Consider the following 13875-nt stretch of genomic DNA (forward strand, 5'->3'; position numbering starts at 1 on the left):
TCATTAAATCTTTACAGTAAGCAGTTATCAGTTATCAGGAGCAGGGGGAGATGGGGGAGATGGGGAAGATGGGGAAGATGGGGAAGATGGGGAAATTGTGTAGGGGCGGGTTTCACTACTATCTTTTCGGTTACACCCAGATGTAACTAAACCCGCCCCGACTTGACCAATGACCAATGACGAATATTAAGTAAAGTAAAGATATAGCAGCAAAATCGGAGTTGTAATTTTATGGTGTTATTTGGATTTGGCGGATTTGGCAAAAAGCTCAGCCTGCCTAAACCCGAAGAGGCGTTACCGGGGCGGGAAGAACCCATGTCCGTTCCAGCCAACCACTATGTCAACGGCAATCCTCTTAAACCCCCTTACCCCGAGGGTATGGAAATGGCGATGTTTGGCATGGGCTGTTTCTGGGGGGCGGAACGCCGATTTTGGCAACAAGAGGGAGTGTTTGTCACGGCTGTGGGGTACGCAGGCGGGATAACGCCTAATCCCACCTATCAAGAAGTCTGTACCGGGATGACCGGTCACAATGAAGTCGTGCGCGTCGTATTTGACCCCAAGGTGATCAATTATCAGCAATTGCTGAAAGTTTTCTGGGAGAGTCATAATCCCACTCAAGGGATGCGCCAAGGAAATGACACGGGTACTCAATATCGTTCGGGAATTTATACCTATTCCGATAGTCAAAAGAAACTCGCAGAAGCTTCACGAGACGCCTATCAAAAAGCGTTGAGCGAGGCGGGTCATGGAGAAATCACCACAGAAATTGTTGATGCTCCAGAGTTTTACTATGCAGAAGGCTATCACCAGCAATACTTAGCCAAGAATCCCAATGGCTATTGTGGTCTAGGAGGAACTAATGTGGCTTGTCCGACGCCCGTGGCTCTGTAGTGTTATAAACTTTCAAGTTACCTTGATTTGACCCTCCCTAACCCTCCCCTTACCAAGGGGAGGGAACTCAAATAGCTTTGGTTTTTTTGCCCTTGGAACCTTCTACCCATTGTCTTCTGTCTTCCGCTTGGAACCTTCTACCCAGTATTCATTTGCCATGATAGCGATCGCGCTTCCAAAACTCGGCGACTTCACCGATGGAACGCTTCACCTTCAGGCTAATTCCATCCTGGTGAACTCTAAGAAACCAACAGGAGAGATCGCTGGGCTTTTGGGACATATTTGGTGATAACCGCCATGTATTTTAGCGATTATTGACAAAAAATTGGCACGCCATCTCAGAAAAGCCAGCGTGAGAGAGCGCTGGATGACATGGAAAGTATCATGGTGCCGCTACTAGATTACACCATTGATGGGATGAGTGAAAATAGTAGCTTTACAGTTTGATACTTTCGCCACAAAGGAAAAGCATGATTTATTGTTTTGTGTGTTAACTTATGGGTATTTGCATCGAAGCCGCTTGAGTTCCCAGTTGCTGAATCATGACTCAACTCAATCCCCTGAAATCTAACCAATTTTGGTTATTGGGTATCGCCACGGGTTTAATCACACTGCATTTCACGTTAGTATCGAGAAGCAATAATAATAATCTATTCAGCGCCAGCCTCCTGTTTGGATGTGTGGTTTTAGGGTTGCTGTGGATGAAGCGCGATAAAATAACCTGGCACAGCAGTCCATTATCCAGTAGTTTGGCAGGTTTGCTGATAGCTGGGATTCTGTTTAAAAGTACAAACGTAGTTGACGATGACGTTTTTCTGCCACTTTTCCCGTTGATGTCAGGATTGGCGTTAGCGTTACTAGCATCTGGGTTTAAGGGATTAAAACAATACAATCAAGAATGGCTACTGCTGGGGTTTATTGCAGTTCCTTGGAGACAACTGGTTTATCCAGTTCTTAACTTATCCTTGTTAACCGCTAAGTTTACCAGTGGTTTTCTCTGGCTATTGGGCTTTGAGGTTAAGCGTGAAGGGGTTATTGTTAGTTTACCTACGGGGAGTATTGAAGTTTACAATGGCTGTGCTGGTTTAAAGCTTATGGTTCAGCTTTTAGGCATTGCCTTGATTTTTTTAGTTCTTGTGCCAACGGGATTAAAACAGAAGGTTTTACTACCCATTTTTGCCGTTTTTATCGGTTTTGTGATTAACGGGATGCGGGTGGCGCTGATGGCGGTACTTGTCGCCCTATCAGAGCAAGAGGCATTTGCTTACTGGCATTTGGGACAGGGTTCTTTACTATTTTCGCTGATTGCAGTATTGATTTTTGGTTTAGTCTGCCATAAGGTTGCAGGGGGTAAATATCCTTACTTTTTATGACATCGGGCGGGTTTAGGGACTCAATTAATGGGGAAACCGATAACTTATCAACGAAACCCGCCCTGATTAAATTGACAAAACAACGTCCTAATTCAAATTCTTGGGATTCCCTTGGGGAATTTTCGGGCGCACGTCTGTGCGCCCCTACGAACGAATTTTTATGATTACCTTCTTTAACGGCTTGATCCCAAAGACAACTATCAATAACAGCAGGGTAAAGAGATTCCCGATAATCTGATCCGGTTCTGGTACACTAGCGGTGTTTCCACTCGATGGTGTATCTGTTCCTTGATTATCCATTCCTTCAGGAGTCTCAACGGGTACATCGACTTTTTTACCATCCTTGCTATCGACTCGGATTTCTTCGGTAACCGCTACAAATGACGTATATTTGGACATTAAGCGATAATTGAGTGCTGTATCCGTCACCGCTTCAACTACCTCTGGCGTTTCACGACCATACATTTGATTCATTAATGCCTTAATCCGCGCCCGTCCCCACAGTTGCGCGATCGCACCATTCCCGCGTACCTCGTCAAAGTTCACATCTAAGCTGGTTTCGTAGGGTTGACCTCCCGCCACCGTGCCGCTAATCTTAAGTTTGCCATTCGTGCGATCGCCTTTGCGCCCAAATACGACTAAGGGCTGGTTGGCGAATAAATCCCGTACCTTTTGAGGATAGAATTCTGGTGCGTTTCCGGTTCCTTCCCAACTGACTTGGATATTCGTCAAGACGGGATTATTAATCTCTTGGAAAAACTCCTGGGCGACAACCTCCGCCGATTCATTCGGGGGAACCACTTCAGCGGTTCCGCGCCCCAATTCCGCTAACCGTTCAATTAAAAAGCGATTCGTCGAAGACCCCACGCCAAAACTATACAAGCGATTTCCTGGCTTGAGGCGATCGCGAATTTCAGCAATAATCTGTTCATCATCGCCAATTAAGCCATCAGTTAATAATACAACACTCCGCAACCGTCCCGCAGGTGCAGCCGGGAAATTCAATACGGTGTCAATCCCATTCATTAACTCGGTGCCGCCATTGGCATCGAGGCGATTAATATAATTGAGGGCTTTTTTCCGGTTCTGGGGTGTATTCGCTAACGGTTTATCCGATAACTGAGTCGTACTATTGGCAAAATCAATAATCGTAAACGTATCCTGGGGATTCAATCCCTGAATAAACTGGCGCATCAATTCCTTGGATTGGACAATGGGGGAACCGGATTGTGATCCAGAGGTATCCACGAGAAACACCACATCCTTGGGGACAATTTCATCCTGTTGATACTCAATCGCCGGGATTAAATAGGTGGCAAAATGACCCCCCCGTTCATCGGCTTGGGTTAAGACAGTGGCTTGCGTGTCTGCACCTGCGACTTGATAGCGTAAAATTAAGTCTTTATTCGGAATCGTCTCTTGATCTGCCAGTTCTACCCGTACCGTGGAACTCGTCTGTTGGGTGGTAACCGGATGAGAGGGCGATCGCACATTACTGATAGGTACACCTGCATCAATTTCGACGGTCACATCAATATCATGACCGGATCGTCCGGGCGGTGCAATTGGGGGATTAACCTCCGCTGCATAAGCCACGTTTGTCATCAGCGTTTTGTTTGTAGTCGGCGCTTTAGCGCTGCTGGCACTAAAGTGCTTACTACCAACAGAGTTTGTAGTCGGCGCTTTAGCGCTACCCACACTATTCCCAGCCGTATATCGCGGTGCGACTACCATCGGAAACGCAAACTCATAATCCCCGCCCTCAAATTTCAGGCTATCGGTATAGCGAATCGTTACCTGAATACTTTCCCCTGGTTTAATATTCGCCAGCGACTGAGTAAACACATTTGCCCGTTCTTGTTCTAATAACCCCGCCGTTTTTCCTGCTTTTTTCGCTTTCTCATAAATTTGCTTGGCTTCCTGGCGTTTCTTAATCACGCCGCGAATAATCCGATCATCCAGTTGAATTTCCATATCATCCACCGCCGCTTCATCAGGGAGGGGGAATTTATAGACGGCTTCTAAGGGATGATCAAAGGGATTAGTAAAGGTTTGGGTAACTTCCACCCGCGACACATTCCCAGTAATTTTTGTGGCGACTTGGGTATGTTCTAAAGGGAATACCTGCTGTTGTCCATTAATTGTGGCGAAAAGTCCCCCTGTTTGAGTCGATGATGGTGTTGGTGACTTCTCCTGAATCGGATTCGTAACCACTGGGTTACGGGTAGAAACCTGCTGGGTGACAGGTGATACCAGATACCGAATTCCCGCCCATCCCACAATCAATACCGTACTCGCCACCAACCATTGTGTTACCTTGCTTCCACGCTGAGAAGGGTTTAAATCCTTTAATACCGCTTCCGCCGACTGATAGCGCCGTTTGGTCGCACGTTGCAGCAGAGTATTCAGAATCTTGGCTAAGGGTTTACTGATTGACCTGTTCCCGTTTAAATAATCCTGCCATACCCAAGCATCTTCATGACTATCCAATAAATCAAAGGGCGGTATTTGCGTCAGCAGGTGAATACAGGTAACGCCTAAACTGTATAAATCACTGGCAAAAACAGCTTTTCCGCGCACCTGTTCCGGGGCGGTGTAGGCGGCTGAACCAATCACCGTTCCGGTGCGTTCCAGAATAGTTTCTGTGGCAAACTTGGCGGCGCCAAAATCCACTAAAACGAGATTGCCATAACCCGGACGACGAATAATATTTTCCGGTTTAATATCCCGGTGAATGACCTGATGACTATGGATAAACTGGAGAACAGGTAATAAATCGCGCAACAGCAGGCGGATTTTTAATTCACTGAAGGGTCCAACGCTTGCGAGTTCAGCGGCTAGGTTTTGTCCGTGGATAAATTCTTGAACTAAATACTGACGGTTGTCTTGGCTAAAATAATCTAATAATTGGGGAATTTGGGAATGATGTCCCAGCGTTTTTAAGCGTTGGGCTTCTTGTTCAAATAGTTCAGCAGCTTTCTCCTGATTCGTGGTGCTTGAGTGTTTGGGGAAAAACTGCTTAATCGCACAGTCGGGGTGATTGGGATTGGATTCATCCACGCCGCGAAAGGTTCTGCCAAAGCCACCTTGTCCCAAGGGATGAATTGCCCGATAGCGATCGGATAATAGTAACTCTGAACCGCAACTGTGACAACTGACGGCATCTCGCGGATTCTCTGGATGCTGACAATCGGGGTTAAGGCAATAGCACTGAGAGGGATGAGAGGCAGTGCTGTTTTCAGGGTTAGCGGTGGTCATGGCATCCAGTTCTCTAAGTCCTTGAGGTTATTCTAGCTGGTGAGAATGGAAAAAGGGGAATTGTAAATTACTGTTGCAATAATTAGAGTTGCTGCAATTTTTTTTTACAAAAGCTACCGTTGATCTAAGTCGTGGTGACATGTCTGTCCAGCCAAGACTGAAAATGACCAGGAGATTGTATGCCATTATACGCAGAATTACACCGTCATCTGGGGGGTTCAGTGGTTCCTCGGATTCTCTGGCGATATTTTCAACGCCAAACTGATCCGTTGACCCATAAATTTGCCGACTATGACGACTTTGAGGAATTTTACACGCGATCGCGCAACACATTAGACGAGTATTTGGAACTGCACACGTTAGTCGAACATGTGCAAACGGTGCAAACCTTACCCTATTTTATTTATCGCTTAATTCGCGGCGCGTATATCTTTGAGAATTTAGCCTATTTAGAACTGCGGTATACGCCTTATTTACGCACATCGGAACAATTGAGTCAATCGGAACGGATTGATCAGATGGCGCAGATTGTGGAGATTGTCGGACAAGCCAGTCAAGTCCAGGATTATCCGATGGTGACGAGTCAAATTCTCTGTATGCATGCGCGGCTTCCCTATGCGGTGAATAAGGCAATTGTGGATCTCGCTGCCCAAAGGAAGGATTATGTCTGTGGGGTGGATTTGGCAGGAGGAGATGCCCATTATGGGGAACGGTTAGCGGAATTTGTTGGACTCTATCAGTATGCGCGATCGCTCGGTCTGAATACAACCGGTCATCTCTACGAAACCAGCGACGGTTGTTATCCGGAACTGTTACCCTATTTAATGCGGATTGGTCATGGAATTCATATTCCCTTGAAGTATCCAGAGTTGTTAAAAGAAGTTGCCCAGCGCCAGCAATGTTTAGAAGTCTGTCCCACGACATACCTAAAAACAGGAACACTGGAGGATATTTATCAACTGAAAGTCGTCTTTGATTCCTGTTTCGAGGCGGGGGTGGATATTGCCATTTGTACCGATAACGCCGGATTAAATAATGTGCGCTTACCCTTTGAGTATGAAAACCTATTAACTCAAGATATAATTGATTTCGAGCAAATGCAAGCCTGTCAAGATGCTGCCTTTCGTCACGCCTTTGCTTGGCCCCATCAACAGCATCCCGCCTCTCTATTAACCGGATTGTTGAAAAATCCCAGAGATGAGGTTGTCGCCGCCAATGGTACGCCCAGAACCAAAGATTAAGTGGTAGATACCCGCTGACATAAATTAACACCCTGTAGGGGCGACCTGCTTGCATCAATTAACACCCTGTAGGGGCGACCCACTTGCATCAATTAACAACGGTAGTCCACTCAATTTGCTCGGGTCGCCCTCTCCTCCTGTTTAAGCGAAGATAATATCAAAGACAGTATCTCAACAGTTAACGTTAATTGTGTCCACCTACTTACTCAACATCATTAATAATTTTAAATTCATTCGATATACGTTCCGACAACGGTAATAATTCGGCTTCATTTACCGGATCAGATAATTGTTGATAAATGTCCCGAACTAATCGATACCGACCCGGAATGGTAGCGTCAAACGTAGGTGCAGTATTATATCCAGGCAAATAACCATAAACCTGATAAGTATCTCGGTATGTCTCTCCCGGAGGAATTTTCCAAGGTGGACTTAAACATTGATTCTCTACCGGAGAATATACCGTTACCCATTCCCCATCCCTATATTTTTGTAATTGAGGCGCAGATGGTTGGTGACAACCTATTAAATAAACAGTATTGCCTGTCGTATTCGTATATTCAGTTTCAATTGTCAATCCAACCCCGGCTTGAGGATTATTTACAATCTCGGCATAGTAGATTAATTTATCGGTACGAATCGCCGAGTTACCTATTGTCTGTGATGTTGCTGAACAGGCTACGGTTACACTTGCTAACGCTATACCCATCCATCTAATTCTCTGGTTTAATTTCATAGTCATGCCTACTTGATTTGCAAATAAGTAGTTGGACAAAAGAAAACGGTGCTATATTAAGTGCAAGTAAATCGCCCTCAAACCCTTACTGTTCCCTGTTCCCTGTTCACTCATCTCAACAGTTAACTTTAATTGACTTAAGCTATAAGCTAATAACTTGACTTATCGGCGGGTGTCGCGGCTAGCCACAGATAAAAACTCTGAGCCACTAGACTCATACCTTTCGGAAAAAGTTCCTCAATTCAACTGATTTACTTTCCTTGGTAAATACCTGGACATAAATTCTGTACGCTGTGACAACAATGTTAACAAGCCTAAAATCCTTATTTTTTCCTGTTCTCAAACGTTAACATTAATCAAAGTCCGACTACTTACAAGTGATACTGAGTAACCTCCTGTATGGCTTAAATAATTTTCCCTTAAAGTCCTAAAACATTCTGCATTGTTGCGCTTTTGTTTAGGGTTTAACCGGTGGGTAACTATCTTTAACATGTCGCATCACTTCTTGATAAATTTCAATACTTACGCGACTACCCCGTCTAAAGTCTTCTAGCTTGGCATTATCCAAATAGAATTCAATGGTGAATTGAATTAAAGTAAACCCCTCATATTGGGATGTTCCCTTCATCCTAATTTTCGGTTCTTGCCGTTGACTTCTAGCTTGTTTAAATCGCTCCCGCAACCATTTCACTAAATCCATGACATAATCATCGAGCCGCGTTTCTTCCCGATGAGGATTACTAATTTTCTGAAAAACTCGTTGAAATCGTCGTTTTAACAGTTCAATTTTTCGCTCCCATTCGTCAGGTAAAATATATTGATCTTCATCGCGCAAATCTGGATCTCTTAACCAAATGCGATACCATTCCCGCACCAAACCAATTAATGTGTCTTGCGATTCATTTTCTTCTAATTCAAAAATAATCCGTTTAGTCTGCCGTATTGGCACAATTTCTAGACCCACTTCTTGAAGAATGCCATCATATTCTTGTTGTATCGTTTCAATTTCTTCAGCATTTAGACCGCCTTTTTCTGCAAATTGAATTATTACCATCAGAGCTTCTAAGCTGTCATGCATTTAAATTGGGTATTAGTAGCGAGCAAGATGCTCGCACTACAAGGCTTTCGCCATTATTGACATTAAGGTTTAAATGCCGAACAGCTTAACGCTTGCTCAATATCTTCGAGTTTGAGGTTGACATCATTTTCCAGACTTAGACGCTGACGACCAATTTATTTTTTATAGGCAAAATTTGTGCCTAAATTATCAACAATGTAAAACTTATCGATATGGCTTAACTTTTTTTCAAAATCTCCTAATGTATCCGGGTGAGCAAAAACAATTTCCCACATGAGATGCTGACTTGCCTCTAAATCACATTCCGGCGGTATTTCTATTGGCAAAGCGTAGAATTAATGGGGGATCGGGAGACTTAAATTGGTGATCAATTGACCTTGTAAAGGTGACCCAAATCCCAGTTAAATCAACACCAAAAGATTGGAGAACAAAAGCACTAGCCAGCAGAAAAATCACAAACGGGACAACCCCTTCAAGGAGAGGCAGCAGCACGTTGTCCCACATCGCTTCTGTTTGTCGGGCGTAATCTTTGAGGTAGTAGACAAAAACTTGAATAAATAACTGAATGAACCAATAACTGACTGCGATAATAATGCTGGCTGTCAGCAGGCGATCAAACCAGCCGATGGTATCCCCAGAATCAAGATCGGCAAAGGAAAACTTTAAACTGACCAGAATGAAAATGCTCAGGATGGGATAGGCGGAGACATTCAGGGTGACGAGGGCAATATCGCTCTCAAACTTCCGAAAAATGGAGCGCAGCCCATAAAATAGGAGGACATAAAGGAGACAGGCACCTAGGGCGGCGATCGCCAGCTTGCCGAGAATAAACCTAATCGTCTGCCAGGGAATGACCGTAAGTGCGGTGAACAGAATCAGAGTGTTGATGTTCATGGTTAATTGCCACGTCGCTAGCTTTTTGCTTCGCCAGTACCATGAACATGATATGATGATTAGCCCAACTGGATGCCAGTTGGCGAAGCGACTACCGATGGGTTGGATGATCCCCCTTTCGGATAAGATGAGAAAGTGCAAAGGAACCAAGTAACATAACTTGATAACGTTCTAGCAACTCGGTTGAGGTATACAAGTAAATGAACCAAGAAATTTTCGATAGAGTCAAAAAAATAGTTGCGGAACAACTGGAAGTTGAACCCGGTGACGTAACCCCTCAAGCTAACTTTGCCAATGATCTCAACGCCGACTCCTTGGACGTGGTGGAATTGGTTATGGCTTTAGAGGAAGAGTTCGATATCGAGATTCCAGACGAAGCCGCCGAACAGATTGCCACAGTCCAAGCGGCTGTGGACTATATCAGCTCAAAAACAGAAGCGGCGGCTTAATCAGCGGTTGTCTTCTCGACCAAGTTCTGCGTTATCGGGCAGTTTCCCTGTTTTATTGGCATCATGACAAACATTGAACTCAAGCGCGTTGTTATTACAGGTTTAGGCGCGATCACTCCCATCGGCAATACCCTGGCGGAGTATTGGGATGGACTTTTAGGTGGGCGGAATGGGATTAGTACAATTACCCGGTTTGATCCCTCTCGCCATGCCTGTCGAATTGCTGGCGAAGTCACGGGGTTTAATCCCCATGACTATATGGATCGCAAAGAAGCTAAGCGGATGGATCGCTTTGCCCAATTTGGAGTCGCGGCTAGCAAACAAGCGATCGCGGATGCGAAGTTTGTCATTAATGAACTGAACGCAGAACAGGTGGGTGTCGTTATTGGCACCGGGGTTGGCGGGATTAAAGTCATGGAAGACCAACAAGAGGTCTACTTGAATCGCGGTCCCGATCGCTGTAGTCCGTTTATGATTCCGATGATGATTGCCAATATGGCAGCCGGACTTACGGCAATTCATACCGGGGCAAAGGGACCAAATACCTGTACAGTCAGCGCCTGTGCCTCTGGCGCCCATGGGGTAGGAGATGCCTTTCGCTTGATTCAACGGGGGTATGCCCAGGCGATGATTTGTGGGGGAACCGAAGCCGCTGTAACTCCGTTATCCGTAGCGGGGTTTGCTTCGGCAAAAGCCCTGTCTACTCGCAATGATGACCCGGAACACGCCTGTCGCCCCTTTGATCGCGATCGCGATGGCTTTGTCATGGGTGAAGGGGCAGGCATTTTAATCCTGGAAGAACTAGAACACGCCTTGAGTCGAGGGGCGCGGATTTATGCCGAAATGGTCGGGTATGGCATGACCTGTGATGCCTATCATATAACCTCACCCGTACCCGGTGGTGAAGGGGCAGTCCGGGCAATGCAGTTGGCACTCAAGGATGGGGGATTGCAGCCTGAAGATGTCAGCTATATTAATGCCCACGGGACGAGTACACCCGTTAATGATCCCACAGAAACCACTGCGATTAAAAAGGTTTTGGGCGATCATGCCTACAAGATTGCCGTGAGTTCCACCAAATCGATGACAGGTCATCTGTTAGGAGGTTCTGGGGGCATCGAATCCGTGGCATCAGTCTTGGCGGTAGCCCATGACCAAATTCCGCCGACGATTAATCTAGAAAATCCTGATCCAGACTGCGATCTTGATTATGTCCCCAATCAAAGCCGTCAGCAAACCGTCGATGTGGCGCTATCCAATTCCTTTGGCTTTGGCGGTCATAATGTCACCTTAGTCTTCAAGAAATACAAACCTTTGTAGAGACGTAGCATGCTACGTCTCGTAGTGATTCGGGGATGAGTCAGTCGAAACGTTGCGAAAAAAAATATTGTGCGATCGCATCCTTTTTGACCGAAAACCATTGCGGTTAATCCTGCTTACACTTCCCAGCAATGGAATGAAGAATCTCCGTCCTTGAAGGGCGGAGAGTGTCAATTCATCGGCACTATCTCAGCTGACCCAACACCCCAATCGCCAAATTTTAGCCAAGCTTATACCAAGCAGTCTTGATCATCGATCCCCCTAATGGGATGATAAGTGTATCCTTGGGGAAAGAGTAACCCTCGCTTTACGGAAAAAATTTTGCGTTAAACCCTAGTTTCCTGGAGTCATTAGATAACACCTATGGTCGTTGCAACCCAATCTCTCGAAGAACTTTGTATTAATTCCATCCGCTTTCTGGCGATAGACGCCGTAGAGAAAGCTAATTCCGGTCATCCCGGATTGCCAATGGGCGCAGCACCGATGGCGTTTGTGCTGTGGGATCGGCTGATGCGGTACAACCCGAAAAACCCTAACTGGTTAAACCGCGATCGCTTTGTTTTGTCAGCGGGTCATGGCTGTATGTTACAGTACGCCTTGCTCTATCTGACCGGCTATGATGACATTACCCTTGATGATCTCAAGCAGTTCCGTCAGTGGGAATCCAAGACTCCCGGTCACCCAGAAAACTTCATGACTCAAGGGGTAGAAGTCACCACCGGACCTTTAGGACAAGGGATCGCCAATGGTGTGGGGTTAGCGATGGCAGAGGCACATTTAGCTGCCAAGTTTAATAAACCCGATTGCCAAATTATCGACCACTACACCTACGTCATTTTAGGTGATGGTTGCAATATGGAGGGCGTATCTGGGGAAGCTTGTTCTCTAGCCGGACACCTGGGACTGGGCAAACTGATTGCCCTCTACGATGATAACCATATCTCCATTGATGGTTCCACCGACCTTGCCTTTACCGAAGATGTGGGCAAGCGCTTTGAGGCTTATGGGTGGCATGTCCAGCATGTTCCCGATGGTAACACCAACTTGGACGCGATTCACAAAGCAATTGAAGCAGCGAAAGCAGTTACCGATAAGCCCTCCTTAATTAAAGTCACCACCACCATTGGTTTCGGTTCCCCCAACAAAGCCAATACCCACGGTGTCCATGGTGCGGCGTTAGGTGCAGACGAAGTGAAAGCCACTCGTGAACATCTGGATTGGAAGTATCCAGAATTCGAGGTACCCGAAGACGCCCTGAAGCATTTCCGTAAGGCAGTTGATCGCGGCGCTGAGTACGAAGAAGAGTGGAACAAACTCTTCACCCGTTATAAAACTGAATACGCAGAAGAAGCTGCCGTAGTGGAACGGATGGCTAGCGGTAAGTTGCCCGAAAACTGGGAGAAAGCCCTACCCGCCTACACCCCCCAGGATAAGAAAGATGCCACTCGGAATCAATCGGGCGCAACCCTCAACGCCATGGCTGGGGTACTACCAGAACTCATTGGTGGTTCGGCTGACTTAGCCCCGTCCAACAAAACCTTGCTCAAATCCTCCAAGGATTTCCAAAAAGGTGCCTATGAAAATCGCAACCTCCGCTTTGGGGTTCGCGAACATGGTATGGGAGCGATTTGTAATGGGATTGCCCTGCATAAGTCTGGGTTAATTCCTTATGGTGCCACATTCTTAGTCTTCACCGACTACATGCGGGCATCAATTCGCCTCTCCGCCCTATCCCACGCTGGGGTAATCTGGGTGATGACCCATGACTCCGTGGCATTAGGGGAAGATGGTCCGACGCACCAGCCGATTGAACATATTCCTACTCTGCGAGCGATTCCCGACTTAATCGTGCTGCGTCCAGCAGATGGCAATGAAACCTCTGGTGCTTATAAGGTAGCGGTTGAGAAGGCAAAACCTGCCCAGGGTTTAGCAACACCCAGTCTGTTAGCACTGTCTCGGCAAGGGCTACCTAACTTAGAGGGAAGTTCAATTGATGCTGTTGCCCAAGGTGCTTACATCTTATCGGATAGCGATGGCACACCTGACATCATTTTAATTGGCACAGGTTCCGAAGTTCACATCTGCGTTGATGCAGCAGAACAACTCCGGGGTGATGGCAAGAAAGTTCGCGTGGTTTCCATGCCAAGTTGGGAACTGTTTGAGGAACAAGATGAAAGCTATCGCGAATCTGTATTACCCAAAGCGGTAACCAAGCGGTTAGCGGTGGAAGCGGGTTCTAGCTTTGGCTGGTGTCGCTATGTTGGCGCTGAAGGTGACACGATTAGTATTGATCGCTTTGGCGCATCGGCTCCCGGTGACGTGGCTTTAGAGAAGTTTGGTTACACGGTGGATAATATCGTGGCTAAGGCTAAGGCGCTTTAGGGATAATTATCTCGCAGTAGTCAGTCTACTGTAATCACAAAGGCTCTCTATTTCTAGGGAGCCTTTTTGGGTGTGGGAGCTATAATACCAAGCCTGGTAGTATAGCTCCCTTGTACTTCAGTTTGTAGAGACAGACCCCGTAGGAAGGGTTTTGCTGAACCGCCAGAACGTCTCTACGATGTTTTTGCTTGCCTGAGGTAGGCAGTTCATATTTAATTTGGTAAGATAATCTTACTAAGCGTAATAGACA

Annotated in this window: 11 protein-coding genes; 6 read left to right on the forward strand and 5 right to left on the reverse strand. The window is 46.2% G+C overall.

Translation table 11 applies throughout. The features are described from left to right. Positions 1–231: 231 nt before the first annotated feature. The gene (msrA, locus tag RH949_RS05125) at positions 232–894 is read left to right on the forward strand and encodes a peptide-methionine (S)-S-oxide reductase MsrA (RefSeq protein ID WP_006101852.1); all 663 of its coding nucleotides are present in this window, start codon (positions 232–234) and stop codon (positions 892–894) included. 148 nt (positions 895–1042) lie between these two features. Here msrA and RH949_RS05130 read toward each other — a convergent pair whose 3' ends face one another. After that, positions 1043–1174, reverse strand: a complete 132-nt coding sequence (locus RH949_RS05130; protein ID WP_006101779.1) for a hypothetical protein — start codon at positions 1172–1174, stop codon at positions 1043–1045. A gap of 262 nt (positions 1175–1436) precedes the next feature. Between RH949_RS05130 and crtA the strand changes: the two genes are divergently transcribed. Beyond that, on the forward strand, positions 1437–2267 hold the full coding sequence (gene crtA / locus RH949_RS05135) for a cyanoexosortase A (protein ID WP_006101826.1): 831 nt from the start codon (positions 1437–1439) through the stop codon (positions 2265–2267). A gap of 144 nt (positions 2268–2411) precedes the next feature. On the opposite strand, the gene RH949_RS05140 is transcribed toward crtA, so the two are convergent. Beyond that, positions 2412–5525: a protein kinase domain-containing protein gene (locus tag RH949_RS05140; protein WP_446352133.1), complete on the reverse strand. Its 3114-nt coding sequence runs from the start codon at positions 5523–5525 to the stop codon at positions 2412–2414. Between the two features lie 179 nt (positions 5526–5704). Here RH949_RS05140 and RH949_RS05145 point away from each other — a divergent pair, with 179 nt between their 5' ends. Next, positions 5705–6766 carry an adenosine deaminase gene (locus RH949_RS05145; protein WP_006101736.1) on the forward strand — a complete coding sequence of 354 codons (1062 nt, stop codon included), beginning with the start codon at positions 5705–5707 and terminating at the stop codon, positions 6764–6766. A 202-nt stretch (positions 6767–6968) separates the two neighbouring features. On the opposite strand, the gene RH949_RS05150 is transcribed toward RH949_RS05145, so the two are convergent. The 3 genes from RH949_RS05150 to RH949_RS05160 form a co-directional block, all read right to left on the reverse strand. Then, entirely contained in the window at positions 6969–7475 is a 507-nt protein-coding gene (locus RH949_RS05150) for a hypothetical protein (protein WP_006101850.1), read from the reverse strand. Between the two features lie 484 nt (positions 7476–7959). After that, complete coding sequence (locus RH949_RS05155) at positions 7960–8556, reverse strand: hypothetical protein (protein WP_446352134.1); 597 nt, start codon at positions 8554–8556, stop codon at positions 7960–7962. A 321-nt stretch (positions 8557–8877) separates the two neighbouring features. After that, complete coding sequence (locus RH949_RS05160; protein ID WP_446352135.1) at positions 8878–9474, reverse strand: hypothetical protein; 597 nt, start codon at positions 9472–9474, stop codon at positions 8878–8880. A 200-nt stretch (positions 9475–9674) separates the two neighbouring features. Here RH949_RS05160 and acpP point away from each other — a divergent pair, with 200 nt between their 5' ends. The 3 genes from acpP to tkt all read left to right on the forward strand — a co-directional run bounded on the left by acpP (position 9675) and on the right by tkt (position 13625). Next, positions 9675–9923 carry an acyl carrier protein gene (acpP, locus tag RH949_RS05165; RefSeq protein WP_006101784.1) on the forward strand — a complete coding sequence of 83 codons (249 nt, stop codon included), beginning with the start codon at positions 9675–9677 and terminating at the stop codon, positions 9921–9923. Between the two features lie 63 nt (positions 9924–9986). Continuing rightward, entirely contained in the window at positions 9987–11243 is a 1257-nt protein-coding gene (gene fabF / locus RH949_RS05170; RefSeq protein WP_006101680.1) for a beta-ketoacyl-ACP synthase II, read from the forward strand. A gap of 363 nt (positions 11244–11606) precedes the next feature. After that, positions 11607–13625, forward strand: a complete 2019-nt coding sequence (gene tkt / locus RH949_RS05175) for a transketolase (RefSeq protein ID WP_446352136.1) — start codon at positions 11607–11609, stop codon at positions 13623–13625. The last annotated feature ends 250 nt before the right edge of the window (positions 13626–13875 follow it).

The sequence above is a fragment of the Coleofasciculus sp. A1-SPW-01 genome (assembly GCF_040217205.1).
In the GTDB taxonomy this organism is placed as follows: Bacteria; Cyanobacteriota; Cyanobacteriia; order Cyanobacteriales; family Coleofasciculaceae; genus Coleofasciculus; species Coleofasciculus chthonoplastes_A.

Coding starts and splice junctions, on each gene's coding strand:
- msrA (WP_006101852.1), top strand. CDS start 232: ATGGTGTTATTTGGATTTGGCGGATTTGGCAAAAAGCTCAGCCTGCCT.
- RH949_RS05130 (WP_006101779.1), bottom strand. CDS start 1,174: ATGTCCCAAAAGCCCAGCGATCTCTCCTGTTGGTTTCTTAGAGTTCAC.
- crtA (WP_006101826.1), top strand. CDS start 1,437: ATGACTCAACTCAATCCCCTGAAATCTAACCAATTTTGGTTATTGGGT.
- RH949_RS05140 (WP_446352133.1), bottom strand. CDS start 5,525: ATGACCACCGCTAACCCTGAAAACAGCACTGCCTCTCATCCCTCTCAG.
- RH949_RS05145 (WP_006101736.1), top strand. CDS start 5,705: ATGCCATTATACGCAGAATTACACCGTCATCTGGGGGGTTCAGTGGTT.
- RH949_RS05150 (WP_006101850.1), bottom strand. CDS start 7,475: ATGGGTATAGCGTTAGCAAGTGTAACCGTAGCCTGTTCAGCAACATCA.
- RH949_RS05155 (WP_446352134.1), bottom strand. CDS start 8,556: ATGGTAATAATTCAATTTGCAGAAAAAGGCGGTCTAAATGCTGAAGAA.
- RH949_RS05160 (WP_446352135.1), bottom strand. CDS start 9,474: ATGAACATCAACACTCTGATTCTGTTCACCGCACTTACGGTCATTCCC.
- acpP (WP_006101784.1), top strand. CDS start 9,675: ATGAACCAAGAAATTTTCGATAGAGTCAAAAAAATAGTTGCGGAACAA.
- fabF (WP_006101680.1), top strand. CDS start 9,987: ATGACAAACATTGAACTCAAGCGCGTTGTTATTACAGGTTTAGGCGCG.
- tkt (WP_446352136.1), top strand. CDS start 11,607: ATGGTCGTTGCAACCCAATCTCTCGAAGAACTTTGTATTAATTCCATC.